The 23,460-nt window shown below is 65.4% G+C and carries 29 protein-coding genes; 6 read left to right on the forward strand and 23 right to left on the reverse strand.

The window, feature by feature from the left end:
* The 17 genes from nuoK to V6R86_RS12415 form a co-directional block, all read right to left on the reverse strand.
* On the reverse strand, nt 1–306 hold the full coding sequence (gene nuoK / locus V6R86_RS12335; protein ID WP_338504849.1) for an NADH-quinone oxidoreductase subunit NuoK: 306 nt from the start codon (nt 304–306) through the stop codon (nt 1–3).
* Entirely contained in the window at nt 303–905 is a 603-nt protein-coding gene (locus V6R86_RS12340) for an NADH-quinone oxidoreductase subunit J (RefSeq protein WP_338504850.1), read from the reverse strand. The genes nuoK and V6R86_RS12340 overlap by 4 nt, the downstream gene beginning before the upstream one ends.
* A 15-nt stretch (nt 906–920) precedes the next feature.
* A complete protein-coding gene (nuoI, locus tag V6R86_RS12345) occupies nt 921–1,406 on the reverse strand; it encodes an NADH-quinone oxidoreductase subunit NuoI (RefSeq protein ID WP_338504851.1) in 486 nt (161 codons plus the stop codon).
* Nucleotides 1,407–1,412: 6 nt separating this feature from the next.
* A complete protein-coding gene (gene nuoH / locus V6R86_RS12350; RefSeq protein WP_338504852.1) occupies nt 1,413–2,465 on the reverse strand; it encodes an NADH-quinone oxidoreductase subunit NuoH in 1,053 nt (350 codons plus the stop codon).
* Nucleotides 2,462–2,596: a hypothetical protein gene (locus V6R86_RS12355; RefSeq protein WP_338504853.1), complete on the reverse strand. Its 135-nt coding sequence runs from the start codon at nt 2,594–2,596 to the stop codon at nt 2,462–2,464. The genes nuoH and V6R86_RS12355 overlap by 4 nt, the downstream gene beginning before the upstream one ends.
* On the reverse strand, nt 2,593–4,605 hold the full coding sequence (gene nuoG / locus V6R86_RS12360) for an NADH-quinone oxidoreductase subunit NuoG (protein WP_338504854.1): 2,013 nt from the start codon (nt 4,603–4,605) through the stop codon (nt 2,593–2,595). The genes V6R86_RS12355 and nuoG overlap by 4 nt, the downstream gene beginning before the upstream one ends.
* The gene (gene nuoF / locus V6R86_RS12365) at nt 4,605–5,915 is read right to left on the reverse strand and encodes an NADH-quinone oxidoreductase subunit NuoF (protein WP_338504855.1); all 1,311 of its coding nucleotides are present in this window, start codon (nt 5,913–5,915) and stop codon (nt 4,605–4,607) included. The genes nuoG and nuoF overlap by 1 nt, the downstream gene beginning before the upstream one ends.
* A 1-nt stretch (nt 5,916) precedes the next feature.
* Nucleotides 5,917–6,060 carry a hypothetical protein gene (locus tag V6R86_RS12370; protein ID WP_338504856.1) on the reverse strand — a complete coding sequence of 48 codons (144 nt, stop codon included), beginning with the start codon at nt 6,058–6,060 and terminating at the stop codon, nt 5,917–5,919.
* Entirely contained in the window at nt 6,061–6,747 is a 687-nt protein-coding gene (locus V6R86_RS12375) for an NAD(P)H-dependent oxidoreductase subunit E (protein ID WP_338504857.1), read from the reverse strand.
* The gene (locus tag V6R86_RS12380) at nt 6,747–8,021 is read right to left on the reverse strand and encodes an NADH-quinone oxidoreductase subunit D (RefSeq protein WP_338504858.1); all 1,275 of its coding nucleotides are present in this window, start codon (nt 8,019–8,021) and stop codon (nt 6,747–6,749) included. The genes V6R86_RS12375 and V6R86_RS12380 overlap by 1 nt, the downstream gene beginning before the upstream one ends.
* Entirely contained in the window at nt 8,021–8,905 is an 885-nt protein-coding gene (locus V6R86_RS12385) for an NADH-quinone oxidoreductase subunit C (protein ID WP_338504859.1), read from the reverse strand. The genes V6R86_RS12380 and V6R86_RS12385 overlap by 1 nt, the downstream gene beginning before the upstream one ends.
* Nucleotides 8,902–9,375, reverse strand: coding sequence for a NuoB/complex I 20 kDa subunit family protein (locus V6R86_RS12390; protein ID WP_156957009.1), 474 nt, complete (start codon nt 9,373–9,375; stop codon nt 8,902–8,904). The genes V6R86_RS12385 and V6R86_RS12390 overlap by 4 nt, the downstream gene beginning before the upstream one ends.
* Nucleotides 9,376–9,473: 98 nt before the next feature.
* Entirely contained in the window at nt 9,474–9,851 is a 378-nt protein-coding gene (gene ndhC / locus V6R86_RS12395) for an NADH-quinone oxidoreductase subunit A (RefSeq protein WP_338504861.1), read from the reverse strand.
* 113 nt (nt 9,852–9,964) lie between these two features.
* Nucleotides 9,965–10,780: an inositol monophosphatase family protein gene (locus V6R86_RS12400; RefSeq protein WP_338504862.1), complete on the reverse strand. Its 816-nt coding sequence runs from the start codon at nt 10,778–10,780 to the stop codon at nt 9,965–9,967.
* Between the two features lie 83 nt (nt 10,781–10,863).
* Nucleotides 10,864–11,427: an elongation factor P gene (efp, locus tag V6R86_RS12405; RefSeq protein ID WP_338504863.1), complete on the reverse strand. Its 564-nt coding sequence runs from the start codon at nt 11,425–11,427 to the stop codon at nt 10,864–10,866.
* A gap of 69 nt (nt 11,428–11,496) precedes the next feature.
* Nucleotides 11,497–12,162: a M23 family metallopeptidase gene (locus V6R86_RS12410; RefSeq protein ID WP_338504864.1), complete on the reverse strand. Its 666-nt coding sequence runs from the start codon at nt 12,160–12,162 to the stop codon at nt 11,497–11,499.
* Nucleotides 12,163–12,181: 19 nt separating this feature from the next.
* A complete protein-coding gene (locus V6R86_RS12415; RefSeq protein ID WP_338504865.1) occupies nt 12,182–13,306 on the reverse strand; it encodes a L,D-transpeptidase family protein in 1,125 nt (374 codons plus the stop codon).
* A gap of 111 nt (nt 13,307–13,417) precedes the next feature.
* On the opposite strand from V6R86_RS12415, the gene V6R86_RS12420 reads away from it, so the two are divergent.
* Nucleotides 13,418–14,074, forward strand: coding sequence for an HAD family phosphatase (locus V6R86_RS12420; protein WP_338504866.1), 657 nt, complete (start codon nt 13,418–13,420; stop codon nt 14,072–14,074).
* On the opposite strand, the gene thiE is transcribed toward V6R86_RS12420, so the two are convergent.
* Nucleotides 14,061–14,744 carry a thiamine phosphate synthase gene (thiE, locus tag V6R86_RS12425; protein ID WP_338504867.1) on the reverse strand — a complete coding sequence of 228 codons (684 nt, stop codon included), beginning with the start codon at nt 14,742–14,744 and terminating at the stop codon, nt 14,061–14,063. The genes V6R86_RS12420 and thiE overlap by 14 nt on opposite strands.
* Nucleotides 14,745–14,754: 10 nt before the next feature.
* Complete coding sequence (locus V6R86_RS12430; protein WP_338504868.1) at nt 14,755–15,285, reverse strand: hypothetical protein; 531 nt, start codon at nt 15,283–15,285, stop codon at nt 14,755–14,757.
* 98 nt (nt 15,286–15,383) lie between these two features.
* On the opposite strand from V6R86_RS12430, the gene V6R86_RS12435 reads away from it, so the two are divergent.
* Entirely contained in the window at nt 15,384–16,439 is a 1,056-nt protein-coding gene (locus V6R86_RS12435; RefSeq protein WP_338504869.1) for a transcriptional regulator, read from the forward strand.
* Between the two features lie 6 nt (nt 16,440–16,445).
* Here the strand turns inward: V6R86_RS12435 and V6R86_RS12440 are convergent, their stop codons facing one another.
* From V6R86_RS12440 to tkt, 4 genes are all read right to left on the reverse strand, one after another.
* On the reverse strand, nt 16,446–17,333 hold the full coding sequence (locus V6R86_RS12440; RefSeq protein ID WP_338504870.1) for a fructose bisphosphate aldolase: 888 nt from the start codon (nt 17,331–17,333) through the stop codon (nt 16,446–16,448).
* A gap of 72 nt (nt 17,334–17,405) precedes the next feature.
* On the reverse strand, nt 17,406–18,608 hold the full coding sequence (locus V6R86_RS12445; RefSeq protein WP_338504871.1) for a phosphoglycerate kinase: 1,203 nt from the start codon (nt 18,606–18,608) through the stop codon (nt 17,406–17,408).
* Nucleotides 18,609–18,691: 83 nt separating this feature from the next.
* Nucleotides 18,692–19,699: a type I glyceraldehyde-3-phosphate dehydrogenase gene (gene gap / locus V6R86_RS12450; protein WP_338504872.1), complete on the reverse strand. Its 1,008-nt coding sequence runs from the start codon at nt 19,697–19,699 to the stop codon at nt 18,692–18,694.
* Nucleotides 19,700–19,783: 84 nt separating this feature from the next.
* Nucleotides 19,784–21,826 carry a transketolase gene (gene tkt, locus V6R86_RS12455; protein WP_338504873.1) on the reverse strand — a complete coding sequence of 681 codons (2,043 nt, stop codon included), beginning with the start codon at nt 21,824–21,826 and terminating at the stop codon, nt 19,784–19,786.
* A gap of 136 nt (nt 21,827–21,962) precedes the next feature.
* Between tkt and V6R86_RS12460 the strand changes: the two genes are divergently transcribed.
* The 4 genes from V6R86_RS12460 to V6R86_RS12475 all read left to right on the forward strand — a co-directional run bounded on the left by V6R86_RS12460 (nt 21,963) and on the right by V6R86_RS12475 (nt 23,456).
* Nucleotides 21,963–22,136, forward strand: a complete 174-nt coding sequence (locus V6R86_RS12460) for a hypothetical protein (protein ID WP_338504874.1) — start codon at nt 21,963–21,965, stop codon at nt 22,134–22,136.
* A 3-nt stretch (nt 22,137–22,139) separates the two neighbouring features.
* Nucleotides 22,140–22,463 (forward strand): cell division protein ZapA, encoded by a 324-nt coding sequence (locus tag V6R86_RS12465; RefSeq protein ID WP_338504875.1) that lies wholly within the window; start codon nt 22,140–22,142, stop codon nt 22,461–22,463.
* Nucleotides 22,464–22,629: 166 nt separating this feature from the next.
* Nucleotides 22,630–23,223 (forward strand): 5-formyltetrahydrofolate cyclo-ligase, encoded by a 594-nt coding sequence (locus V6R86_RS12470; protein ID WP_338504876.1) that lies wholly within the window; start codon nt 22,630–22,632, stop codon nt 23,221–23,223.
* Nucleotides 23,220–23,456, forward strand: coding sequence for a DUF2842 domain-containing protein (locus V6R86_RS12475; RefSeq protein WP_338504877.1), 237 nt, complete (start codon nt 23,220–23,222; stop codon nt 23,454–23,456). Before V6R86_RS12470 ends, V6R86_RS12475 begins: the two co-directional genes overlap by 4 nt.
* Nucleotides 23,457–23,460: the final 4 nt, after the last annotated feature.

The following is a 23,460-nucleotide window of genomic DNA, read 5'->3' on the forward strand; positions in this document are numbered from 1 at the left end:
TTACCCGCGCATCTGGTCGGCGGCGTCGACCGCGATGGTCCCGCGGCGGCGGAAGAAGATCACCAGGATCGCCAGCCCGATCGCGGCCTCGGCGGCGGCGACGGTCAGCACGAACATGGCGAAGATCTGCCCCTTCATGTCGCCGAGGTAGGCGCTGAAGGCGACGAGGTTGATGTTGACGCTGAGCAGCAGCAATTCGATCGCCATCAGCATCAGGATGACGTTGCGCCGATTGAGGAAGATGCCGAGCACGCCGATCACGAACAGGATCGCCGACACCGTCAGATAATGCACCAGCCCGATCACAGCTCGATCCCCTCGCCCGATGGCTGATTGACGTTGCGCACCGCGTCCTGCGGACGGCGACCGATCTGGCGGCTGGCATTCTGCCCGCGCGCGTCGCCGCGGCTGCGATGGGTCAACACGATCGCGCCGATCATCGCCACCAGCAGGATGAAGCCGGCCAGTTCGAACGGCAGCAGGTAGCGGCTGTACAGCTCTGCTCCCAACGCCTCGATGTTCTGGACCGCCGGCGCGGCAGGCGCTCCGCCCAGCGCCGGACCCGCGTTATAGGCGGAGGTCGCGATCACAATCTCGGCCAGAAGGACGATCGCAATCAGCAGCCCGAACGGCAGGTTGCGGTTGAAGCCCGAGCGGAGCTGCGTGAAGTCGATGTCAAGCATCATGACCACGAACAGGAACAGCACCGCGACTGCGCCGACGTAGACGATCACCAGCAGCATGGCGATAAACTCGGCCCCGACCAGCAGCATCAAGCCCGCCGCATTGAAGAAAGCCAGGATCAGCCACAGCACCGAATGCACGGGGTTGCGCGCGAAGATCACCAGCACGGCAGACGTGATGGTGACGGTCGCGAAAAGGTAAAAGGCGATGAGCGCGATCATGAGATGGCCGGGCGCTTAACGGTAGGGCGCATCGGCGGCAAGGTTCGCCGCGATGGCCGCTTCCCAACGATCGCCGTTCGCGAGCAGCTTGGACTTGTCGTACAACAGCTCCTCGCGGGTCTCGGTCGAAAATTCGATGTTCGGCCCTTCGACGATGGCGTCCACCGGGCACGCTTCGGCGCACAGCCCGCAATAGATGCACTTCACCATGTCGATGTCGTAGCGGGTGGTGCGGCGGCTGCCGTCCTCACGCGGTTCGGCCTCGATGGTGATCGCCAACGCCGGGCACACCGCTTCGCACAGCTTGCACGCGATGCAGCGTTCCTCGCCATTGGGATAACGACGGAGCGCATGCTCACCGCGGAAGCGCGGGCTTTGCGGCGTCTTCTCGTAAGGATAGTTGATCGTCGCCTTGGGCTTGAAGAAATACTTCAGCGTGAGGGCGTGACCCTTCACCAGCTCCCACAGCGTAAACGACTTCAAGATCTGCGCGGCATTCATGGCCGGTCAGGCTCCATAACGGGTCAGCATCAACCACAGGCTGATGGCGAAGACGAAGAACAGCGACAGCGGCAGGAAGATCTTCCAGCCCAGCCGCATCAGCTGGTCGTAGCGGTACCGCGGCACGGTCGCGCGGACCCAGCCGAAGACGAAGAAGAAGAACATCATCTTGACCAGCAGCCAGATGATGCCCGGAATATCGAACCACGGAATGAGGTCGATGTTGAGCGGCGGCAGGAACCCGCCCCAGAACAGGATGGCGTTGAGCGCGCACATCAGGATGACGTTGCCATATTCGCCGAGCCAGAAGAGCGCGAAGCTCATCGACGAATATTCGGTCTGGAAGCCCGCGACGAGCTCGCTTTCGGCCTCGGTCAGGTCGAACGGCGTGCGGAAGGTTTCGGCCATCGACGAGATGAGAAACACCACCGCCATCGGGAACAGCAAGGGATTGAACCCGAAGCCGTTGAGCAGCCCGAAGATATGGCCCTGCTGCGCCATGACGATGCCGGTCATGTTGAAGGTGCCGGCGTAGAGCACGACGCAGATTAGTACGAAGCCGATCGACACTTCGTAGCTGACCATCTGCGCGGCCGCGCGGAGCGCCGAGAAGAAGGGATATTTCGAGTTCGACGCCCAGCCGGCGATGATCACGCCGTAGACGCCCAGGCTCGACGCCGCGAGGATGTAGAGCAGGCCAACGTTGATGTCCGACAGCACCACGCCGACGTCGAAGGGCACTACCGCCCAGACGATCAGCGCGACGGTGAAGCTGATGATCGGCGCCAGCAGGAACAGGCCCTTGTTGGCGCTGGTCGGGATGATGGTCTCCTTGAGGAAGACCTTGAGGCCGTCGGCAAAGCTTTGCAGCAGGCCGAACGGGCCGACCACGTTGGGACCGCGGCGAAGCGCCATGGCGGCCCAGATCTTGCGCTCGGCATAGATGATCATCGCCACCGCCAGCATCAGCGGAAGCGCGATCAGCAGGACGCCGGCGATGGTCGCCAGGAACCACGACCAGTCGTAGTTGAGGCCCCAGCCCTGGAAGGTAGCGGTCACAGCTTAGAAGTCCCTGAAGTCAAGCCAAGCATGATCAGCACGGCGATGGCCATGACGAAAATCCCGATGACGCCGACAGACAAAGGCGCGCGGGGACGGCGCAGCTCCTTCGCGATTTCCTCGGGTGTCATTCCGCCGCCTCTGCGAAGGTCTGGCCATGGATCAGCTCGGCGGAGCAGCGCTGCATTACAGGGCTGGCGCGGCTGATGGCGTTGGTGAGGTAGAAATCCTTGACCGGCAGGCCGACCGGGCCGCCGGCGTCGGCCGACAGCGACGGCGGCGACCACGGCAGGTCGAGAAGGCCGAGCTCGCCCAGCGCGGGCACGTCGGCGATCATCGCGGCGCGAAGCTGGTCGAAGCGGTCGAAGGCAAGTGGCTTGCCGACGAGGTCGGACACGGCGCGCAGGATGGTCCAATCCTCGCGCGCTTCGCCCGGCGCAAAGCTCGCCTTTTCGGCGCGCTGCACACGGCCTTCGAGGTTGACGAAGGTGCCGTGCTTTTCGCTGTAGGCCGCGCCCGGCAGGACGAGGTCGGCCTGCTTGGCTCCCTTGTCGCCGTGATGGCCAATATAGACCTTAAAAGCGCCGGCAAAGCGCTCGGGCGCGACTTCGTCGGCCCCGAGCAGCAGGACCAGCTCGGGCGACGCGGCTTCGAGGTCAGCGATGCCACCCTTCTGGCCGTAGCCCAGCATCAGCGAGGCCATCCGGCTGGCGGCGGTGTGGATGACGTTGAAGCCGTTCCAGCCGTCCTTGACGAGGCCGAGTGGCCCCACGAGCGCCAGCGCAGCACCAAGCGCCCCTGCACCCAGCGCGCCGGGACCGACAATGACCGCCGGACGCTCCGCTTTGGCGAAGGCATCGGTGACCGCCTTGGGCAGCTTGCCGAGGATCGCCAGATCGTCGCCGATATCGGCCACCGGATACGTCAGGTCGACCGCCGGCCCGACGCTGAATACCGCCGCGCCCGCGCGTCGCGACGCCTTGAGCAACCGCGTGTTGACCAGCGGCGCTTCCCAGCGCGGATTGGTGCCGATCAGCAGGATGGCGTCGGCGGTCTCGATCCCCGCGAGGGTCGAGTTGAACGCCACCGCCGAAAGCGAGGTCACATCATAATCGAGGCCGGTCTGACGACCTTCGAGCAGGGTGGAGCCTTGGCCCTGGAGCAGCTTCTTGGCCGCGAACATCGTCTCCGCGTCGAGCAGGTCACCCGCGATCGCCGCGACCTTCGACCCGGCGCTCTTCAGCTTGCTCGCAAACAGCTCGAGTGCCTCAGCCCAGGTCGCCGCGCGCAACTTGCCGCCTTCGCGCAGCCACGGGCGGTCGAGGCGATTGCGGACCAACGCGTCGGCGTGGTGCCGCGTCTTGTCGCTGATCCATTCCTCGTTGACGTCCTCGTTGATGCGCGGAAGGATCCGCATCACCTGAGGCCCGCGAACGTCGAGGCGGATGTTGCTGCCGACCGCGTCCATCACATCGATCGACGGGATCTTGCGCAGTTCCCATGGGCGATATTCAAAATTCTGCGGCGCCTGCAGAAGCGCGCCCACCGGGCACAGGTCGGCAAGGTTGCCGCTCAGCTCGCTGGTCAACGCCCGCTCGAGATACGCCGTAATCTGCGCATCCTCGCCGCGATACAGCATGCCCAGTTCGGGCGTGCCCGCGACCTCTTCGGCAAAGCGCACGCAGCGGGTGCACTGGATGCAGCGGGTCATCGCGGTCTTGATGACCGGACCCATATATTTGTCGTCGACCGAGCGCTTGTTCTCGTTGAAGCGGCTGGACGAGCGGCCATAGGCCATCGCCTGGTCCTGCAGATCGCATTCGCCGCCCTGATCGCAGATAGGGCAATCGAGCGGGTGATTGATGAGGAGGAACTCCATCACCCCTTCGCGCGCCTTCTTGACCATCGCCGTGTCGGTGCGGATCGTCTGGCCGTCAGCAGCCGGAAGCGCGCAGCTCGCCTGCGGCTTGGGAGGGCCGGGCGCGACTTCGACTAGGCACATGCGGCAATTGCCCGCGATGCTCAGCCGCTCGTGGTAGCAGAAGCGCGGGATCTCCTTGCCGGCAAGCTCGCATGCCTGCAGCACGGTCGCCCCTGCGGGGACCTCGATCTCTTCGCCGTCGACGGTAACCTTGGGCATTATTCGGCAGCCTCGAGCATCGCCCCGCCGTTGCGCTCCGTCATGCGGCGCTCAAGCTCGGGGCGGAAATGTTTGATCAGGCCCTGGATCGGCCACGCCGCCGCGTCGCCGAGCGCGCAGATGGTGTGGCCTTCGACCTGCTTGGTAACGTCGTAGAGCTTGTCGATCAGCTCGGGGCTGCCGTCGCCTTCACGCAGCCGCTCCATGATCCGCCACATCCAACCGGTGCCTTCGCGGCACGGGGTGCACTGGCCGCAGCTCTCATGCTTGTAGAAATAGCTGATGCGGCTGATCGCGCGGACGATGTCGGTCGACTTGTCCATGACGATGACCGCTGCGGTGCCAAGTCCGGAGCCGACCGCCTTCAGGCCATCGAAGTCCATTGGCGCGTCTATGATCTCGGCCGCCGGCACCAGCGGTACCGAGCTTCCACCCGGGATCACCGCGAGCAGATTGTCCCACCCGCCATGGATACCGCCGCAATGGCGATCGATCAGCTCGCGGAAGGAGATGCTCATGCTCTCCTCGACTACCGCCGGCTTGTTCACATGGCCGCTGATCTGGAAGAGCTTGGTGCCCTCGTTCTTCTCGCGCCCGAAGCCGGCGAACCAGCTGGCGCCGCGGCGCAAAATGGTCGGGACCACCGCGATCGATTCGACGTTGTTGACCGTGGTCGGGCAGCCGTAGAGCCCCGCACCGGCCGGGAACGGCGGCTTGAGACGCGGACGGCCCATCTTGCCTTCGAGGCTTTCCAGCATCGCGGTCTCTTCGCCGCAGATGTAGGCGCCGGCACCGCGATGGCAGAAGATGTCGAAGTCGTAGCCCGACCCGGCTGCATTCTTGCCGACCAGACCCGCAGCATAGGCCTCGGCGATGGCCTTCTCGAGCGCCTGCGCCTCACGGATGTATTCGCCGCGGATGTAGATGTAGCAGGCCCGCGCACGCATCGCGAAGCTGGCGATCAACGCGCCTTCGATCAGCTTGTGCGGATCGTGACGGATGATCTCGCGGTCCTTGCACGACCCGGGCTCGGATTCGTCGGCATTGATCACCAGGAAGTTGGGTTTGCCGGGCTTGGGCTCCTTGGGCATGAAGCTCCACTTCATGCCGGTCGGGAAGCCCGCCCCGCCGCGCCCGCGCAGGCCCGACGCCTTGACCGCGTCGATGATCGCGTCGGGGCCGACGGCCATCAGCGCCTTGGTATTGTCCCAGTCGCCGCGCGCCTGCGACGCCTTCAGATCGGGCGACTGAAAGCCGTAGACGTTGGTGAAGATGCGGTCCTTGTCGGACAGCGGTCCTGTGTAGCCCATCTTAGAGCGAGCCCTGGCTGAGGAAGTAGATGACCGCGATCACGATTGCCGCAAGCACGGCAAGCTTGACCACGCCCTTGATGAACTTGAGCGCGAGAAAGGCGGCGATGACGCCGACGATGATCAGGATGACCGAGCCTTCCACTCAGGCGCCCTCGCCCGCTTCCGCCCACATCGGGCGATAGTCGTAATTGCGCTCGGTCATCTTCTTGAGGCTGGTCGGGCCGCCCTCGGGGCAGCTGGTCTGCCGCCCGATCTGAGAGCCCGCTTTGACCGGCTTGCCGGCCGTCAGCGCGTCGAGCACCCTGGTCATGCTCTCTTCGGTCAGATCCTCGAAATTGTCGTCGTTGATCTGGACCATCGGTGCGTTGGCGCAGGCGCCCAGGCACTCGACCTCGGTCAGGGTGAACAGGCCATCGGGCGAGGTCCCGCCCTTCTTCATGCCTTTGGCATAGCAAGCCTTGAGCACGTCGTCGGACCCGCGCAGCATGCACGGCGTGGTGCCGCACACCTGGACGTGGAATTTGCCCACCGGCACCAGATTGAACATGGTGTAGAAGCTGGCGACCTCCATCGCGCGGATTGGGGGAAGCCCACATTCTGCAGCGACGAATTCGATCACCGGGATCGGCAGCCAGCCTTGCGTGCCGGTCTCGGCGCCGACCTGCCGCTGGGCAAGATCGAGCAAGGGGATCACGGCCGAGGCCTTGCGGCCTTCCGGATATTTGGCAAGCGCACGCGCAGCCTCGGGCGCATGCGCCTTGTCCCACGCGAAAGCGCTCCAGCGCTCGCGCAGTTCGGGGACATCGGGGGCGAAATGACGCTCGGCCATTAGCGGTCACACTCCCCGAACACGATGTCCATCGCGCCGAGCACGGCAGTCGTATCGGCCAGCATGTGACCCTTCATCATGAAGTCCATCGCCTGCAGGTGGCTGAACGCAGTCGGCCTGATCTTGCAGCGGTAAGGTTTGTTGGTGCCGTCGGCGACCAGATAGACGCCGAACTCGCCCTTGGGGCTTTCGGTCGCGACATACACTTCGCCCGCCGGCACGTGATAGCCTTCGGTGTAAAGCTTGAAGTGGTGGATGAGCGCCTCCATCGAGGTCTTCATCTCTGCCCGCTTGGGCGGGAACACCTTGCGGTCGCTCGACCCGATCTCGCCCTTGGGCATCTCGTTCAGGCACTGGCGGATGATGCGCCAGCTCTGACGAACCTCTTCGACCCGGACCATGAAGCGGTCGTAGCAGTCGCCGCGGGTCCCGACCGGCACGTCGAACTCCATCCGGTCGTAGACCTCGTACGGCTGCGACTTGCGGATATCCCACGGCATGCCCGAGCCGCGGATCATCGGACCCGAGAAGCCCCAGGCGATCGCGTCTTCCTTGGTGACGATTGCGATATCGACGTTGCGTTGCTTGAAGATGCGGTTGTCGGCGACCAGGCTGATCGCATCCTCGAACAGCTGCAGGCGCTTGTCGAGGAAGGTGCCGATTTCGTCCAGCGTCTTGGGCGTGATGTCCTGGTGGACGCCGCCGACGCGGAAATAGTTGGCGTGCATCCGCGCGCCCGACACGCTTTCGTAGATCTGCATCAGATCTTCGCGCAGCTCGAACAGCCACAGGTTGGGCGTCATCGCGCCCACGTCCATGACGTGGGAGCCAAGGTTCAGCATGTGGTTCTTGATGCGGGTCAGTTCCGCCATCATCACCCGGATGTACTGGGCGCGGATCGGCACCTCGAGACCCATCAGCTTCTCTGCCGCGAGCACGAAGCTATGCTCCATGCACATCGGCGAGCAGTAATCGAGGCGATCGAAATAGGGGATCGCCTGCGCATAGGTCTTGTATTCGATCAGCTTTTCGGTGCCGCGGTGAAGCAGGCCGACGTGCGGATCGCAGCGTTCGACGATCTCGCCGTCCAATTCCATGATCAGGCGCAGCACGCCGTGCGCGGCCGGGTGCTGCGGGCCGAAGTTGATCGTGTAATTCTGGATCGCCTCGTCGCCGAGGTTCTGGTCGCCGCGCTCGGGCAGGACACCGATCTCGACGCGGGTGGTCTGGCGGCCCTCGTCGAGCGCAACGCCATTCTCTTCGCTGATAGCCATTACTGCGCCTCCCCGCCGTCGCGGGTCACGTTCTTGCTGTCGGGGACCGGCTCGTCGGTTTCGGTGAGCTTGCCGCCGAGCTGCGCCGACTTGTCGCTGTTCGACTTTCGGGCCTCAACCGACGCTTCAGCCATGCCGGCGGTTTTGCGGTCCTCGTTATCGGTATTGTACGGTTTTTCGCCGCCACGCTCGCCGGCGCCTCTGCCAGCTTCGACCTTCGGCGCGGCCGCGGTGGCAGGCGCAGGCGAAGCACCCCCCGGAGCGCCCGGCTCGGCCTTTTCATCGCCCGGCAGGCGATATTCCGGCCCGTTCCACGGCGTCAGGAAGTCGAAGGTACGGAAATCCTGCGCCAGGCTGACCGGCTCGTACACCACGCGCTTCTCGGCTTCCGAATAACGCATCTCGGTATAACCGGTCAGCGGGAAGTCCTTGCGCAGCGGATAGCCCTCGAACCCGTAGTCGGTGAGAATCCGGCGAAGGTCGGCATTGCCGGCGAAGGTCACCCCATAAAGGTCGAACACTTCGCGCTCGAGCCAGCCGGCGACCGGCCACAGGGTCGTGACGGTCGGCACCGGGGTCGTCTCGTCGGTCCGCACCTTGACGCGAATGCGGCGGTTCCGGGTCAGCGAGAGCAGGTGGTAATTGACCTCGAAGCGCTCCGGATTCTCCGGGTAATCAACCCCGGCGATCTCCATCAGCTGCTGATATTCGAGGCCGGGCGTGTCGCGCAGCAGGCGGCAGGCGTCGGCCACGCCGTCGCGCTGCACGGTCAGCGTGATTTCGTCCGCCTGATCCTTCACGTCGAGGATCAGCGAACCGAGCGCGGCCTGGGCCGCATCGATCACGCCCTCGTCGGACGCGGTCCTAGGAGCCGAATGGGTCACCGCTCAATCGTCCCCTCGCGGCGGATCTTCCGCTGCAATTGCATGATCCCGTAGAGCAGGGCTTCGGCGGTCGGCGGGCAGCCCGGGACATAGATGTCGACCGGAACGATCCGATCGCAGCCGCGAACGACGCTGTAGCTGTAGTGATAATAGCCGCCGCCATTGGCGCAGCTGCCCATCGAGATGACGTAGCGCGGCTCGGCCATCTGGTCGTAGACGCGGCGCAGTGCCGGGGCCATCTTGTTGCACAAGGTGCCGGCGACGATCATCACGTCCGACTGACGCGGTGACGCACGCGGGGCAACGCCGAACCGTTCGAGGTCGTAGCGCGGCATGTTGACGTGGATCATCTCCACCGCGCAGCAGGCAAGCCCGAAGGTCATCCACCACAGCGAGCCGGTGCGGGCCCAGGTGAACAGGTCCTCGGCCGACGTCACGAGAAAGCCCTTCTCGTCGAGGTCCTTGCCCATCTCGGTCAGGCGGGCGTGCTCAGGCGAGCCGGGGGTCAGACCATAGGCGCGGGCGATCTCTTCCTCGGTCGGATAGGGATTGGCCGCGGGGTCGAGCATCACTCCCATTCGAGCGCTCCCTTCTTCCAGGCATAAGCAAGGCCGAGCGCCAGTTCGGCGAGGAACACCATCATCGCGCCCCAGCCGAGCCAGCCGGTGCTGTCGAGCGTAACCGCCCACGGGAACAGGAACGCCGCTTCGAGGTCGAACACGATGAACAGGATCGCGACCAGGTAGAAGCGGACGTCGAACTGCGAGCGCGAATCCTCGAACGCCGGAAAGCCGCACTCATATTCGGTGAGCTTCTCGGCATAAGGCTTGTCGGCGCCGGTGAACTTGGACGCGATGATCGGCGCGAACACGAAGATCGAGCTGAGAGCGAGCGCCACGCCCAGGAACAACAGGATCGGCAGATATTGTGCGGCGACTGCGGCCACGCGAGACTCTCCGGTAATAGGTTGGCCGCGCTCTAGAGCAGGGCTGGGCCGGAAACAACCATCAGAAGGACCATATGGTCCCCCTTTGTCCCTTTAGCGGGACGCGCCCGGCCTCAACTCCGCAGCGCGCTCGCGACGAGCTTGTGAAGGCGGCTGTGGAGGTCGCCGTTGGCGGCGATATACTCGCGGCGTTCAAGCATCCGATCTTGGCCGCGATAGTCGGACACGAAGCCGCCCGCTTCCTTGACCAGCAGCATGCCCGCCGCGGAGTCCCAGACGTCGAGATCGTCTTCCCAGAAGCCGTCCATCCGCCCTGCCGCAACCCACGCGAAGTCGAGGCTGGCGGCGCCGAACCGGCGGATCCCCGCGACTTCGGGCGCGATGGCGGAGTAGATCCGGTTCCATTGCGCGACGTCCGAGCGTCCGAGATGTGGGATGCCCGTCCCGATCAGGGCCTCGTCGAGATAACGGCGGGCCGACACGCGCAGGCGGCGGTCGTGAAGCCAGCTGCCACGGCCTTTTTCGGCCCAGAAGGTCTCGTCGGTCAGGGGCTGGTAGACCAGAGCATGGGTGATGTCGGGCTGCCCGTTGGGCTTCTTCTCCTCGACCGCGATCGAGATGGCGAAGTGCGGAATGCCGTGGAGGAAGTTGGTGGTCCCATCCAGCGGGTCGACGATGAAACGCGGCTTGGCGGGATTGCCGGCGATCTCGCCGCTTTCCTCGAGCAGGAAGTTCCAGTCGGGACGCGCGGCCTTGAGTTCGCCGAGAATGGTTTCCTCGGCCTGTCGGTCGGCCATGGTGACGAAATCGCCCGGGCCCTTCTTGGACACCTGCAGCTCGCCCACCTCGCCAAAGTCGCGGCGAAGCTTGGGGGCGGCCTTGCGGGCGGCCTTTTGCATGACGGCGATCAGGCCGGAGTGGGAAACCATGGCAATTCTCCCCCCTCCCGAATGCGGGAGGGGACGGGGGTGGGTCGGTTGGGCGGGACAGGCGAACCCTGCCCCGGGCTCATTCAGTCGGCGCGGCGGACGTAGGTCTGTTCGTAGACGTCGACCACGATCTTGGTGCCGCTCGAAATATGCGGCGGGACCATGACGCGCACGCCATTGTCGAGGATCGCGGGCTTGTAGCTGGACGAAGCGGTCTGGCCCTTCACCACGGCGTCGGCCTCGACAATGGTGGCTTCGATGGTGTCGGGAAGCTGCACCGAGATGGCTTCTTCCTCATAAAGCTCCATCACCACGTCCATGCCGTCCTGCAGGAAAGCGGCAGCATCGCCCAGCAGGTCGCGCGGCAGGCTGACCTGGTCGTAGGTGTCCTTGTCCATGAACACGAGCATGTCGCCTTCAGGGTACAGGAACTGGAAGTCCTTGGTGTCGAGGCGGACGCGCTCGACGCTTTCGGCCGAGCGGAAGCGGACGTTGTTCTTGCGACCATCGCGCAGGTTCTTGAGTTCGACCTGCATGTAGGCGCCACCCTTGCCGGGCTGGGTGTGCTGGATCTTCACCGCACGCCAGATGCCGCCTTCATATTCGATGATGTTGCCGGGACGAATTTCGACGCCGCTGATCTTCATGGATCCGCTACTTCCGCTTCTACAGGTTGAAAGAGCTTGGCCGAAAACGCCCGGCCGAGGGCCAGCCCCCTAGCCGCGTTCGCCTTTTCCGGCAAGCTGGGGGTAGGGATTGATCGGAGTGCCCTGCCACCACCGCTCGCCCGGGCTCATCCGGTAGATGGCGTAATGAAGGTGCGGCCCGGACGGGCTTGCATTGCCGCTGATCCCCACCGTGCCGATGGGGTCACCCCGACTGATACGTTGCCCTTCCTGAAGGCCCGGCGCGTAGGAATCGAGATGGGCGTAGTAATGCAGCCATTGGCCGTCGGGTGAGCGGACATAGGCGGTGATCCCGCCGCCGCCGCGCGAAAAGAACAGTTTCTCGACCGTGCCTTCGGTGGCCGCCACGACAGGCGTTCCGCGCGGCGCCATGATGTCGATGGCATTATGCACGCGGCTCCCGCCGCCCCGGCTCGCCTTATAGGTGTCGGTCAGGTCCGCCATTCGGATCCCGGCCACGGGAATGGCCAGCCCCGAGGACGAGATGATCAGTGGCCCGGCCGGCCCGCCATCGCGGCGCGGCGCTCGGGCGCTACGATTGACCCCGACCCGCTCGGCCGCCTCGGTGGCGAGCGCCTCGGCTGCCGAGGGCGGATCGGCGCCGCGGCTGACGTTGCGCCACCACAGCCACGCGCCGAACGCCAGCAAGGCAAAGATGATGGCATTGCCGAAGAGACTTAGCCGGCTGACCCGCACCGCTGCCCCCTTTGTCCCGTCAGGCCTGGAAAATGGCCGTGAAGCCGGGCTTCATGATCCGGCTCAGGCGGATCACATCCCAGTTCGCGAGCCGGATGCAGCCCGAGCTTTCGGCCCGGCCGATCGTCTCAGGCGAATCGGTGCCGTGGATTCCGTAATGCTCCTTAGTCAGGTCGAGCCAGGCGACCCCGACGGGCCCGTTCGGTCCCGGCGGAAGCATCTGCTCGGGCTCGTTCGGGTCCTTCCCCTTGAGCAGGCGCGGCTGATATTTGAACGGCGGTTCGAACGCATAGGTCGTCACCTTCCAGCGCCCGATCGGCAGCGGATATTGCGACGACCCCATGGTCACCGGAAACTGGGCGACCAGCTTGCCCGGATTGTCGTCGAGCTTGGGCGCCGGACCGGGATTGGAATTGGTGCTGTACTGCCCCTCGGGCACCTTGCCCTCGTACACCCGCATCACGCCTTCAGACTTGTCGACGACGATGAAGTCGCCCTTGGGCTGGTTGGCATCGACGTTGAAGAAATTGAGCAGCCGCCCCTGCTTGTCACCGATCGCGCCGGCATAATCGCGCGAGCCCGGAAGTACGTTCGGAAGGCGTAGCACCGCCCCCTGCCCGATCGGCTTGTCCGGGCCGTTCAACGCGACGATCGTCTGTGGCGTGGTGTGAAAGCGCTCGGCGAGCTGCTCGAGCGAATTGCGATAATGCAGCCCATCGAGCTTTGCCTGGTCCGCCGCGTCCTTGGGGAATGGAAACACGAACGGGCCACGAAGATCGTTTTCGCCGAGCCTGAGCATCCGGGTCGACGGCCGCTTGAGCTGAAGCAGCGCCTGGCGGGTCGCGCCGTCGAGTTCGCCCGTCACCGGCAGGTTGCGGCTTTGCTGGAACCCGCGCAGCGCCTGCGCGAACACCATGCCCTTCTTGCCGTCGATCACCCCGCTCGGAAACCCGGCGACATCGAGCAGGACCTGTGCGTGGAAGACCGTGCCGTCGATCGGCGATCCCGGCGTGCCCGGAGCGACCCACGGCTTGGCGGCAGTCGCAGCGGCCGGGCTGTTGGTGGCGGCAGGCTGCTGCGCCAGCGCGTGTCCGGCAGCGGCAAGGCCTGCACCGGCGGCGAGGAGAAGAACAACAGTACGCATCGCTTGGAAACCCCGATAAGTAATTGGTTGCCACCCGAAACGATCCAGACACGGCTTCTTTCCCAAGCATCGTTGGGAAACGCTTTGCGGCAGTTCCTCGTTGGGGGCCTCATGCCCAAAGCCATCCTGTTCGATATCGACGGCACGCTCGTCGACAGCAACAATTTCCATGTGCTGGCCTGGGCGGAAGTGTTGCGCGCCGCCGGTCACGAGTTCCGGCTCGCCCGAATCCATGCCGAGGTCGGCAAAGGCGCCGCAAATTTCGTGAAAGGCCTGCTTCCCGATGCCGGACCAGCCGAGATTGAAACGCTCGGCAAGGCGCACGCCAAGGTGTTCGCCCGCGACTACATGCACCGGCTGAAACCCTTTCCGGGCGCCCGGGCGCTGCTGCGCCGCTGCCATGAGGAAGGGCTGACGGTAATTCTCGCCACGTCGGCGAGCGAGAAGGAGGTGAAACGGCATCTCGACGTGCTCGACGCCCGCAGGTTCGTCGATGGCTGGGTCACCGCCGACGACGTCGACCGCTCCAAGCCCTGTCCAGACATCTACGAAGCGGCGGCCCGCAAGGCCGGAGTTGATCCGGATGACGCGCTTGCGGTCGGCGACTCGCCGTTCGACATCGAATCGGCGACGGCGGCCGGGATCCGGATTCTGGCGGTCCGCTCAGGCTTGTTCCCGGACGACGATCTTCGCGGCGCGCTCGCGGTCTACGACAATGTCGAGGAACTGCTCGATCGGTTCGAGGAAAGCCCGCTCAGCCGCGTTTGAGCAAAGGCTGGAAGGCTTCGACAACCCTGGCCGGATCGGGCGCATTCCACACCGATCCGCTGACCGCCAGAAAATCGGCACCCGCTTCGACCAGTCCGCGGCCATTCTCCGGCGTGATCCCGCCGATCGCGACGCAGGGCAGCTCGAACAGGGTCGCCCACCAGCCGAGAATGCCGAGTTCGGGCACGTGACTGACTTCCTTGGTGGTGGTCGGAAAAAAGGCTCCGAAGGCGACATAATCGGCCCCCGCCTCGCCCGCTTCCATCGCGAGATGGCGGCTGTCGTGACAGGTGACGCCGATTTGCGCCGCCGGTCCGAGAAGCGCGCGGGCCTCGCGCGGATCGCCGTCCTTCTGGCCAAGGTGAACGCCGTCCGCGCCGAGCCGCTTGGCGAGGCCCATGTCGTCATTGACGATGAAGGCGGTGCCGGCGTCGGCACAGATTGCCTGCAACGGTTCGGCGAGACGCGCGAGAGCGTGCTGGTCGGCGCCCTTCACCCGCAACTGGAACGCCGCCACCTCGCCGCCGCCGAGCGCCGCGCGCAAACGGTCGGGAAAGTCTCCGCCGACCTCTTGCGGGCTGATGAGGTAGAGCGATGCATCACCTCTCCCCTGCGGCACGAAGCGGTCGGCAAAGCCTTCCACGGTCAGGTCGTCGTCATGGTCCATCATGGACGACGCCCTAGCGGACCGCGCGGCGCTCTCCAACGGCTGCGCCCCAGAACATGGCCGCGGAGATCAACCACAGGATCGCGAAGAAGGAACTGAAGCGAGCGCCGCGCAAATCGACATCCATGCCGCCCAGCGCCAGCGCCAGTTGCACCCCGGCCGCTCCAGCCATGATCCAGGCGGTCCGCCGCGCCTCGAAGCGCACCAGCGCGGCAGCCACGAAGACCACCGGCGGTATAGCCATGAAGTACAGGTTGTAGGGGTTTTCCTCCGAACCGATCATGCCCACCGCAAGATTGGCCCAGACCGTCATGAAGGCCGTCAGCACTGCTGCTACGGAGCCAAGCCGATAGGCATAGCTGCCCGATCGCCGCACCAGGAACTCAATGCCCAGCCCGACACTGCCGAGCATGATTCCCATGATGACGAAGTCGGATGAGGTCCAGGGAAAGCGAAAAATGGCGGGCAGCGACAGAAGTGTCGCAAGTGCCCCCCACATCGCGAGGCGCCACAGGGCGGGTCGTTTGCGGCTGGGGTCGGTCATGGTGCTTTCGCTCCTTCACGTTTGACTGGGAATGCTTGTCACCCTGGCCCCCGCTCTGCTGAAAGGCATGAGCGGGAGATGAGGCTTTGCTGAGCGGCGTGAATAATGAGGTGCTGGAGTTCGGCGGCTTTCGGCTTGAGCCTGCCGAACGGCGGCTGACCCGCGACGGCGCGGTGGTGGATGTGAGCGGTCGCTATCTCGACGCGCTGCTGCTGCTGGCCCGCCAGCCCGGCGAACTCGTCACCAAGGACCGCTTCATGGCCGAGGTCTGGCGCGGTGTGCCGGTGACAGACGAAGCGCTGACCCAATGCATCCGCGCGTTGCGTAAGGCGCTTGGCGATCAGGCGGGACGACCGCGCTTCATCGAGACGGTGCCGCGGCATGGCTATCGTTTTCTTGCTGAGGTAAGCGCCGGGGGTGAACCGACCCGTTCAGTGCACTCGGCGGCGCTGCCACGGCTCAGGCCGATTTGGCTACCGTGGTTCGACATTCTGCTCCTGGCTGGCGCGGGCCTCGCCGGGGGCGCCGCGGCCGGGCTGCTCGGGGGGGTCGGCTACGGCATGCTCGCCGCGACGGAACCGCCGCCCGGCACCGGCGCGATATCGATCGTGCTGGTGATGACCTGCCTTTGCCTGCTGGTCGGCATGATCGGCGGCCTCGGCGTCGCGGCGGGCAGCGCGCTTGGGCGGATAATCGCGCGCGGACGATTGATGCCGCTGATGCTAGGCGGCGCGCTTGGCGGAATGCTGATCGGATCGCTCGGCCGGTTGATCGGCCTCGATGCCTTTGCGCTGCTGATCGGAAGCCGGCCGCTGGCGATCACGGGGGGCAGCGAAGGGCTGATCATCGGGGCGATGGCCGGCGCCGCTTTGTGGCTCGCCGAGCGAGGGCGCCCGAAGCTTGGGGTAATGACGGGCAAGGGCGCGCTGCTGGGCGCGCTGGCCGGGCTGCTGGTAACCTTCGGCGGGGGCAAGATGATGGCGGGAAGCCTCGCCGGGCTCGCCGCGGCTCACCCCGATGCGCCGCTCGGCCCGTTGCTCGCTTCGCTGACGCCGACGCTGCTTCTGCTCGCCGGCGCGGTCGAGGGGGCGATCTTCATCGCCGCCCTCGCCCTCGCCTTCACCTTGACGCTGCGAAGCCGCGGCGCCGACTGACGAGCTTTACGCCACCGACGCGGCGTGGATCTCGTCGATCGCGCCGCCCAGCGTCTTGTCGAATTCTTCGTCCGATTGCTGATGACGAAGATCGCTCAGCAGCGCGCGGCTGAAGCTGGCGATCATGCCGGGGTTCTGGGCGAGCTGCTCGCACGCTTCCGAACGGCTGAACCCGCCTGACAGCGCCACGACGCGAAGCACGCGCGGGTGCTTGGTCAGGGCGTCGAACAGCCCCGCTTCGGCCGGGATCGACAGCTTCAGCATCACCTGCTCGCCTTCCGGCAGGCGGTCGAGATGGCGCAGGATCTCGTCACGCAGCAGCGCGTCGGACTGCGCGCGGTCGGCGCTCTTGATGTTCACTTCCGGCTCGATGATCGGCATCATGCCGTGGCGCAGCACCTGGATCGCGACTTCGAACTGCTGCCCGACGACAGCGGCGATGCCCGCCTCGTTGGCCTGATTGATGACCGAACGCTCCTTGGTCCCGAACACACCAAGGTCCTTGGCGCGGGTAAGCAGCTCGTCGAGGCCGGGGATCGGCTTCATCAACTGAACGCCGTCGCGCTCGTCTTCGAGGCCCTTGTCGATCTTGATGAAGGGCACGATTCCGCGCTCGATTAGCGCGGCCGGGGTCGGCTTGCCGTCCACGTCGCCGTCCATTGTCTTTTCGAACAGGATCGCGCCGATTACCTTTTCGCCCGAAAAACAGGGCGAGGTGATGATCCGGCTGCGCATCTGGTGGATGAGGCCGAACATCTCCTCATCGTTCGAATAAGCATCTTCCTCGACGCCATAACCCTTGAGCGCCTTGGGCGTCGAACCGCCCGATTGGTCGAGCGCGGCAATGAACCCCTGACCGGCCGCAATCTTCGCCCGCATTTCTTCGCTAGTCATGACGCTCCCTAAAACCCTGCTGCATACGTATGCGGCAGGCTCTAACCGGGCATCAGCCGCCACGCAACAAAGCTAGGCGCCGAGCGCGGCGACTCCGGGAAGGGTGCGGCCTTCCATCCATTCGAGGAAGGCGCCGCCAGCGGTCGAGACGAAGGTGAAGTCATCCGACACCCCGGCGTGATTGAGCGCTGCAACGGTGTCGCCCCCGCCCGCGACCGATACGAGGCTGCCATCGGTGGTCAGTGCCGCCGCGATGCGGGCGAGCGCGACAGTGGCGGTGTCGAACGGCGGCGTTTCGAACGCGCCGAGCGGACCGTTCCAGACGAGGGTGCGGCAATTCTTGATCGCGTCGCCCAGCGCCTCAACCGCCGACGGGCCGACGTCGAGGATCATCTCGTCGGCCGCCAGTTCATGCACGTTGGTGGTCCGCAGGCTGGGCGGATTGGCGGCGAACTCCTTGGCCACCACCACGTCGTACGGCAGGTGAACGGTGCAATTCGCCTTGTCGGCCGCCTCGAGAATCGCTTCGGCCTGGCCGGTCAGCTCATGCTCGCACAGCGACTTGCCGACATTCACCCCGCGCGCGGCAAGGAAGGTGTTGGCCATGCCGCCGCCGATGATCAGTTGATCGACCTTGCCGACGAGGTGCAGCAGCACCGCAAGCTTGGTCGAGACCTTGGCCCCGCCGACCACCGCCGCGACCGGGCGCTCGGGCGACCCGAGAGCGGCTTGCAGCGCCTTCAGTTCGCCTTCCATCGCCCGCCCGGCAAAGCTCGGCAGCAGGTGGGCGACACCCTCGGTCGAGCTGTGCGCGCGGTGCGCGGCGGAGAAGGCGTCGTTGACATAATAGTCGCCAAGCGCGGCGATCGCGCGGCTGAGTTCGGGATCGTTCTTCTCTTCCCCCGCATGGAAGCGGGTGTTTTCCAGCACCGCGATCGAGCCCGCCGTCATGGTCGAAATCGCCCGCGCCGCATGCTCGCCCTGGCAATCCTCGACGAAGCGAACCGAACGGCCGGTGAGATCGGTCAGCGGCTTGACCAGCAAGGCGGTCGACATGTCGGGGCGGACCTGCCCCTTGGGTCTGCCGAAATGGCTCAGCAGCAGGACGATCGCGCCGCGGTCCGAGAGCTCGAGGATGGTCGGCAGCGCGGCCTGCAGGCGGGTCGCATCGGACACTGCGCCATCCTGCATCGGCACGTTCAGGTCGACGCGGACGAGGACCCGCTTGCCGGTCAGGTCACTGGGCAGGTCGTCGAGGGTATGAAAGTCAGGCATTCAAGTCTCCGTTCGTGCCGAGCGAAGTCGAGGCACAGGCGTGCGCCCCTCGACTTCGCTCGGGGCAAACGGCGAGTGGTGGATTAGCCGAGCTTGGCCATCGCGCCGGCCGTATCGACCATGCGGTTCGAGAAGCCCCACTCATTGTCGTACCAGCTGACCACGCGGACCAGCTTGCCTTCGAGGACGGCCGTCTCGAGGCTGTCGATGGTCGAACTTGCCGGCGAATGATTGAGGTCGATCGAGACCAAAGGATCGGTCGAATAGTCGAGGATGCCCTTTAAGGGACCGCTCTCGCTCGCCGCCTTGAGCAGACCATTGACCTCGTCCAGCGTGGTGTCGCGCTTGGGCGTGAAGGTCAGGTCGACCATCGACACGTTCGGCGTCGGCACGCGTACGGCCGAGCCGTCGAGCTTGCCCTTAAGTTCCGGAAGCACTTCGCCGACCGCGCGGGCAGCGCCGGTTGTGGTCGGGATCATGCTCATGCCGGCCGCGCGCGCACGGCGCATGTCGCTGTGGATCTGGTCGAGGATCTTCTGGTCGTTGGTGTAGGCGTGGATGGTGGTCATCAGGCCGCGCTCGATGCCGATAGCGTCGTTCAGTACCTTGGCGACCGGCGCCAGGCAATTGGTGGTGCAGCTGGCGTTCGACACGATCTTGTGCTCGTCGGTCAGCTTGTCGTGGTTGACGCCGTAGACGACCGTCAGGTCCGCGCCCTTGGCCGGGGCCGAGATGAGCACGCGCTTGGCGCCCGCAGCGAGATGCTTCTCGCCGCCCGCCTTGTCGGTGAAGAAGCCAGTGCATTCGAGCGCGATTTCGACCCCATGCTCCTTGTGCGGAAGGTTGGCCGGGTCACGCTCGGCGGTGACCGCGATGCGCTTGCCGTTGACGATAATCGCGTCGCCTTCGGCGGTCACTTCGCCCGGGAAACGCCCATGCACGCTGTCGCGGCTGAACAGCCAGGCGTTGCTCTTGGCGTCGGCGAGATCGTTGATCGCGACCAGTTCGAGCCCGCAGTCCGGACGCTCGAGGATGGCGCGAGCGACCAGGCGGCCGATGCGCCCGAACCCGTTGATGGCGACCTTTGTCATCGTTTTCTCGTTCCTCTTCTTCATGCGCCCCAAGCGACGTCGCGGGGCAAGACGCTTACCGTGCCAAGCACGGACGGCGTGGGTTTAACTGGGATGGGCCTCGGCTTCGGCGAGAACGGCGGGGCTGCTTTCCTTGCCGCGCCCGGCATGACCGAACTCTTCGAGCTTGCTCATGATCCTGGGCGCGATCTTGTCGACGGTCAGCCCGAAATGATCGTAAAGATCCTTGGCCGGCGCGCTGGCGCCGAAGCCGTCGAGCCCTAAGCGCAGACCCTGCACCATGGTCAGCCGCTCCCAACCGAAAGTGGTGCCAGCCTCGATCGATACCCGCAGCACCTGCTCGGGCGAAACGGTCGGAAGCACGCTCTCGCGATACGCCTCGTCCTGCGCTTCGAAGCGGCGCCAGTTGGGCAGGCTGACGACGCGGACGGCGACGCCCTCCCCGTCCAACCGGTCGGCGACGTCGAGCGCCAGTTCGACCTCGGACCCGGTGGCGATCAGGATCACCTTGGGATCGGCGTGCTGGCGGACGATGTAGCCGCCGCGCGCGCTCAGGTTCTCTTCCGACGCTTTGGTCCGCACCGGCCGCAAATTCTGGCGCGACAGGCAGAGGACCGACGGGCCGTCCTGCTTCAGCGCCTCGGCCCAGGCTTCGGCGGTTTCCACCGCATCGGCCGGGCGCCAGACCTCTAGATTGGGGATCAGCCGCAGACTCTGGATATGCTCCACCGGCTGATGGGTCGGCCCGTCCTCGCCAAGCCCGATCGAATCGTGGGTCATGACATAGACCACACGGGCATTCTGCAGCGCCGACAGGCGCATTGCCGCGCGGCAATAGTCGGAAAAGACGAGGAAGGTCCCACCGTAAGGGATGACCCCGCCGTGCAGCGCCATGCCGTTCATCGCCGCGGCCATGCCGAATTCGCGAATGCCGTAATAGACGTAGCGGCCGCCATAATCCTCGGCGGTCAGCGGGCCCGTCGTCTTGGTCTTGGTGTTGTTGGAGCCGGTAAGATCGGCCGAACCGCCGATGGTCGCCGGAACCGCGACGTTGATGACTTCGAGCGCCATCTCGCTCGCCTTGCGGGTCGCGACGGTGGGCGGGTTCTCGATCAGCGCCTGGACATAAGGCTGAAGCCAGCGCTCGTCGGGATCGCCGGCCATGCGGCGACGGAAATCGTCGGCCTTGGGGCTGGCGGCGAGACGCTTCTCCCACGCTTCGCGCTCGACGGCGCCGCGACCGCCGGCCTTGGCCCAGGCTTCGCGCACGTCGGCGGGGATGGTGAATTCCTGCGGATCGAGCCCTAGGCCCTTGCGCGCCGCCTCGACCTCATCCTTGCCGAGCGCCGCACCGTGGGTGGCCGACGTGCCCTGCTTGTTGGGCGCGCCATAACCGATGATGGTCTTGCAGCGAATCAGGCTCGGGCGGTGATCGGCCTTGGCCTTTTCCAGCGCCTGCGCGACCTTGCCCGCATCGAGACCGTCGCATTCGATGGTGTGCCAGCCGCTCGCCGCATGGCGGGCCATGACGTCTTCCGACCGGCTGAGCTCGGTCGATCCGTCGATGGTGATCTTGTTGTCGTCCCACAGAACGATCAGCCGCCCAAGCTTGAGATGCCCGGCAAGCCCCACCGCCTCGTGATTGATGCCTTCCATCAGGCAGCCGTCGCCGGCGATGACATAGGTGTGGTGATCGACCAGATCGTCGCCGTAAAGCGCGTTCAGGTGCCGCTCCGCGATCGCCATGCCGACCGCGGTGGCAAGGCCCTGGCCGAGCGGGCCGGTGGTGGTCTCGATGCCGGCAAGCTCGAAATTCTCGGGGTGGCCGGCGCACGGGCTGTGCAGCTGGCGGAAACGCTTGATGTCGTCGAGCGTCGGCCGTTCGTAACCGGTCAAGTGAAGCAGTGCGTAGATCAGCATCGAGCCGTGGCCAGCCGACAGCACGAAGCGATCGCGGTCGGGCCACTTGGGATCGGCCGGATCGTATTTCATCACCTTGGTGAACAGGGCGGTGGCGGCATCCGCCATCCCCATCGGCATGCCCGGATGGCCGCTGTTGGCGGCCTCGACCGCGTCCATGGCCAAGGCCCTGATGGCATTGGCGAGACGGCGCTGGGTCGGCTGCATCGTGACTCCGCTTTTTCATGACGGCGCCGCACCGGACTCGGCCGCGCCGGTAGTGCGGCCCCTTTGAGGGGTGAGCCGTTGAGCGTCAACCTCCACGCCGCTTGGCAGGGCGCTTGCGGAGGCATAGGTCAGGCGCATGACACAAGAAGCATTGGAAGCTGCATTGACGCGCGCCGAGCGGGCGCTGGCCCGGATCGAGCGGGTCGCTGAACAAGTGGGACGCCGCGGCGCGGGCGAGGAACGGCTGCGCGAAAAGGTCCGGGCGGCGATCGCCGAGCTCGACCAACTCATCGGCAAGGTGGAGGCGTAAAAAATGGCCGAGATCGCGATCAAAATTGCGGGGCGCCATTACAAGGTCGCTTGCCGCGACGGCGAGGAGCAGAATCTGCGCCACGCCGCGGAAATGGTGGACGCCAAGGGCCGCGAGGCTTTGGCCGGGCTGGGCGCTTTGTCGGAAGGGCGCACCCTGCTGTTCGCCTCGCTGCTGCTGGCCGACCAGCTGATTGAAAAGCGCGGCGTCGTCTCGCCCCCGCCGTCGATGCCGCCTGATCCGCAGGTGGTGCGCCGGGTCGACGCGCTGGCCGAACGGCTCGAGCTTCTTGCCGCCAAGCTTGAGAAAGAGGTCGCAAGCGCCTAGATAGAAGCGGACGGGTACTGCCTGGCACGCGCCTCATGAAATCCCTGAGGCTATTCCCGATCCATGGGGGCTGTCCCTGGCTGGTTCACTAAGGTCTCTTAGGGGCCCGGCACACATGGCTCCCACCTGACGTTACAGGCGTCAGAGGATTACAAGGCTCCGACCTATGGTGGTCCCGTCACCCTCCCCTTCCCCCGCCGACAAGGTCGCGCTGCGCGCCGAGCTTCGCGCTCGGCGGCGTGAGTTTGCGGCGAGCCTCGCGCCCGACACGCGCAAGGCGCTCGAAGCCGAGCTTACCGCCGCGCTCGAACCTTTGTTGTTCGGCGCGTCCGTGGTGGCCGCCTATCAGCCGATGAAAGACGAGATCAGCCCTTTGGGCGCGCTCGCCCGGGCGCAGGCGATGGGCAAGGATATCGCCCTTCCCGCTTTCGCTGCGCGCGATTCGCGCATGACCTTCCGCAGCGGCGAGGCGAGCGAGCCTGGGCCATGGGGGCTGCTCCAACCGCCGCTGACGGCGCCGCCGCGGCAACCTGATCTCGTTCTCCTTCCGCTGGTCGCCTGTGACCGTGCAGGCAATCGGATCGGTATGGGCCAAGGCCATTACGATCGCGCGCTCGAAGGATTGCGACCAACCGCGCGGCTGGTCGGAATCGGCTGGGACTTTCAATTGCTGGAGGTCGCCATTCCGGCCGATCCGTGGGATCAGCGGCTCGACGCCTTTGCCTCACCGGCCGGCCTCAAGGAGATTGCAAGGCAGTGATTCCCGAAGAAGAACCGCGTCCCCGCCCCGCCGCCGGCGTGTTCATGATCATCGGCATCATCATCGTGTGGTCGGTGCTGATCGCCTCGATCTCGGACGTGGTTAGCCGCTGGCCAGCCTTCGTTCAGCTCCTTTTCTACATGATTGCCGGCATCGTCTGGATCCTGCCGCTGCGCCCGATCTTGCGCTGGAGCGAGACCGGACGGTGGCGGGCAGACCCGCCCAAACCTTGAAATT

The sequence above is a fragment of the Sphingomonas kaistensis genome (genome assembly GCF_036884275.1).
GTDB lineage: Bacteria > Pseudomonadota > Alphaproteobacteria > Sphingomonadales > Sphingomonadaceae > Sphingomicrobium > Sphingomicrobium kaistense_A.

Coding starts and splice junctions, on each gene's coding strand:
- V6R86_RS12340 (WP_338504850.1), bottom strand. CDS start 905: ATGATCGCGCTCATCGCCTTTTACCTTTTCGCGACCGTCACCATCACG.
- nuoI (WP_338504851.1), bottom strand. CDS start 1,406: ATGAATGCCGCGCAGATCTTGAAGTCGTTTACGCTGTGGGAGCTGGTG.
- V6R86_RS12355 (WP_338504853.1), bottom strand. CDS start 2,596: ATGACACCCGAGGAAATCGCGAAGGAGCTGCGCCGTCCCCGCGCGCCT.
- nuoG (WP_338504854.1), bottom strand. CDS start 4,605: ATGCCCAAGGTTACCGTCGACGGCGAAGAGATCGAGGTCCCCGCAGGG.
- nuoF (WP_338504855.1), bottom strand. CDS start 5,915: ATGGGCTACACAGGACCGCTGTCCGACAAGGACCGCATCTTCACCAAC.
- V6R86_RS12375 (WP_338504857.1), bottom strand. CDS start 6,747: ATGGCCGAGCGTCATTTCGCCCCCGATGTCCCCGAACTGCGCGAGCGC.
- V6R86_RS12380 (WP_338504858.1), bottom strand. CDS start 8,021: ATGGCTATCAGCGAAGAGAATGGCGTTGCGCTCGACGAGGGCCGCCAG.
- V6R86_RS12390 (WP_156957009.1), bottom strand. CDS start 9,375: ATGGGCAAGGACCTCGACGAGAAGGGCTTTCTCGTGACGTCGGCCGAG.
- V6R86_RS12400 (WP_338504862.1), bottom strand. CDS start 10,780: ATGGTTTCCCACTCCGGCCTGATCGCCGTCATGCAAAAGGCCGCCCGC.
- efp (WP_338504863.1), bottom strand. CDS start 11,427: ATGAAGATCAGCGGCGTCGAAATTCGTCCCGGCAACATCATCGAATAT.
- V6R86_RS12415 (WP_338504865.1), bottom strand. CDS start 13,306: ATGCGTACTGTTGTTCTTCTCCTCGCCGCCGGTGCAGGCCTTGCCGCT.
- V6R86_RS12420 (WP_338504866.1), top strand. CDS start 13,418: ATGCCCAAAGCCATCCTGTTCGATATCGACGGCACGCTCGTCGACAGC.
- thiE (WP_338504867.1), bottom strand. CDS start 14,744: ATGATGGACCATGACGACGACCTGACCGTGGAAGGCTTTGCCGACCGC.
- V6R86_RS12430 (WP_338504868.1), bottom strand. CDS start 15,285: ATGACCGACCCCAGCCGCAAACGACCCGCCCTGTGGCGCCTCGCGATG.
- V6R86_RS12440 (WP_338504870.1), bottom strand. CDS start 17,333: ATGACTAGCGAAGAAATGCGGGCGAAGATTGCGGCCGGTCAGGGGTTC.
- V6R86_RS12445 (WP_338504871.1), bottom strand. CDS start 18,608: ATGCCTGACTTTCATACCCTCGACGACCTGCCCAGTGACCTGACCGGC.
- gap (WP_338504872.1), bottom strand. CDS start 19,699: ATGACAAAGGTCGCCATCAACGGGTTCGGGCGCATCGGCCGCCTGGTC.
- tkt (WP_338504873.1), bottom strand. CDS start 21,826: ATGCAGCCGACCCAGCGCCGTCTCGCCAATGCCATCAGGGCCTTGGCC.
- V6R86_RS12460 (WP_338504874.1), top strand. CDS start 21,963: ATGACACAAGAAGCATTGGAAGCTGCATTGACGCGCGCCGAGCGGGCG.
- V6R86_RS12465 (WP_338504875.1), top strand. CDS start 22,140: ATGGCCGAGATCGCGATCAAAATTGCGGGGCGCCATTACAAGGTCGCT.
- V6R86_RS12470 (WP_338504876.1), top strand. CDS start 22,630: ATGGTGGTCCCGTCACCCTCCCCTTCCCCCGCCGACAAGGTCGCGCTG.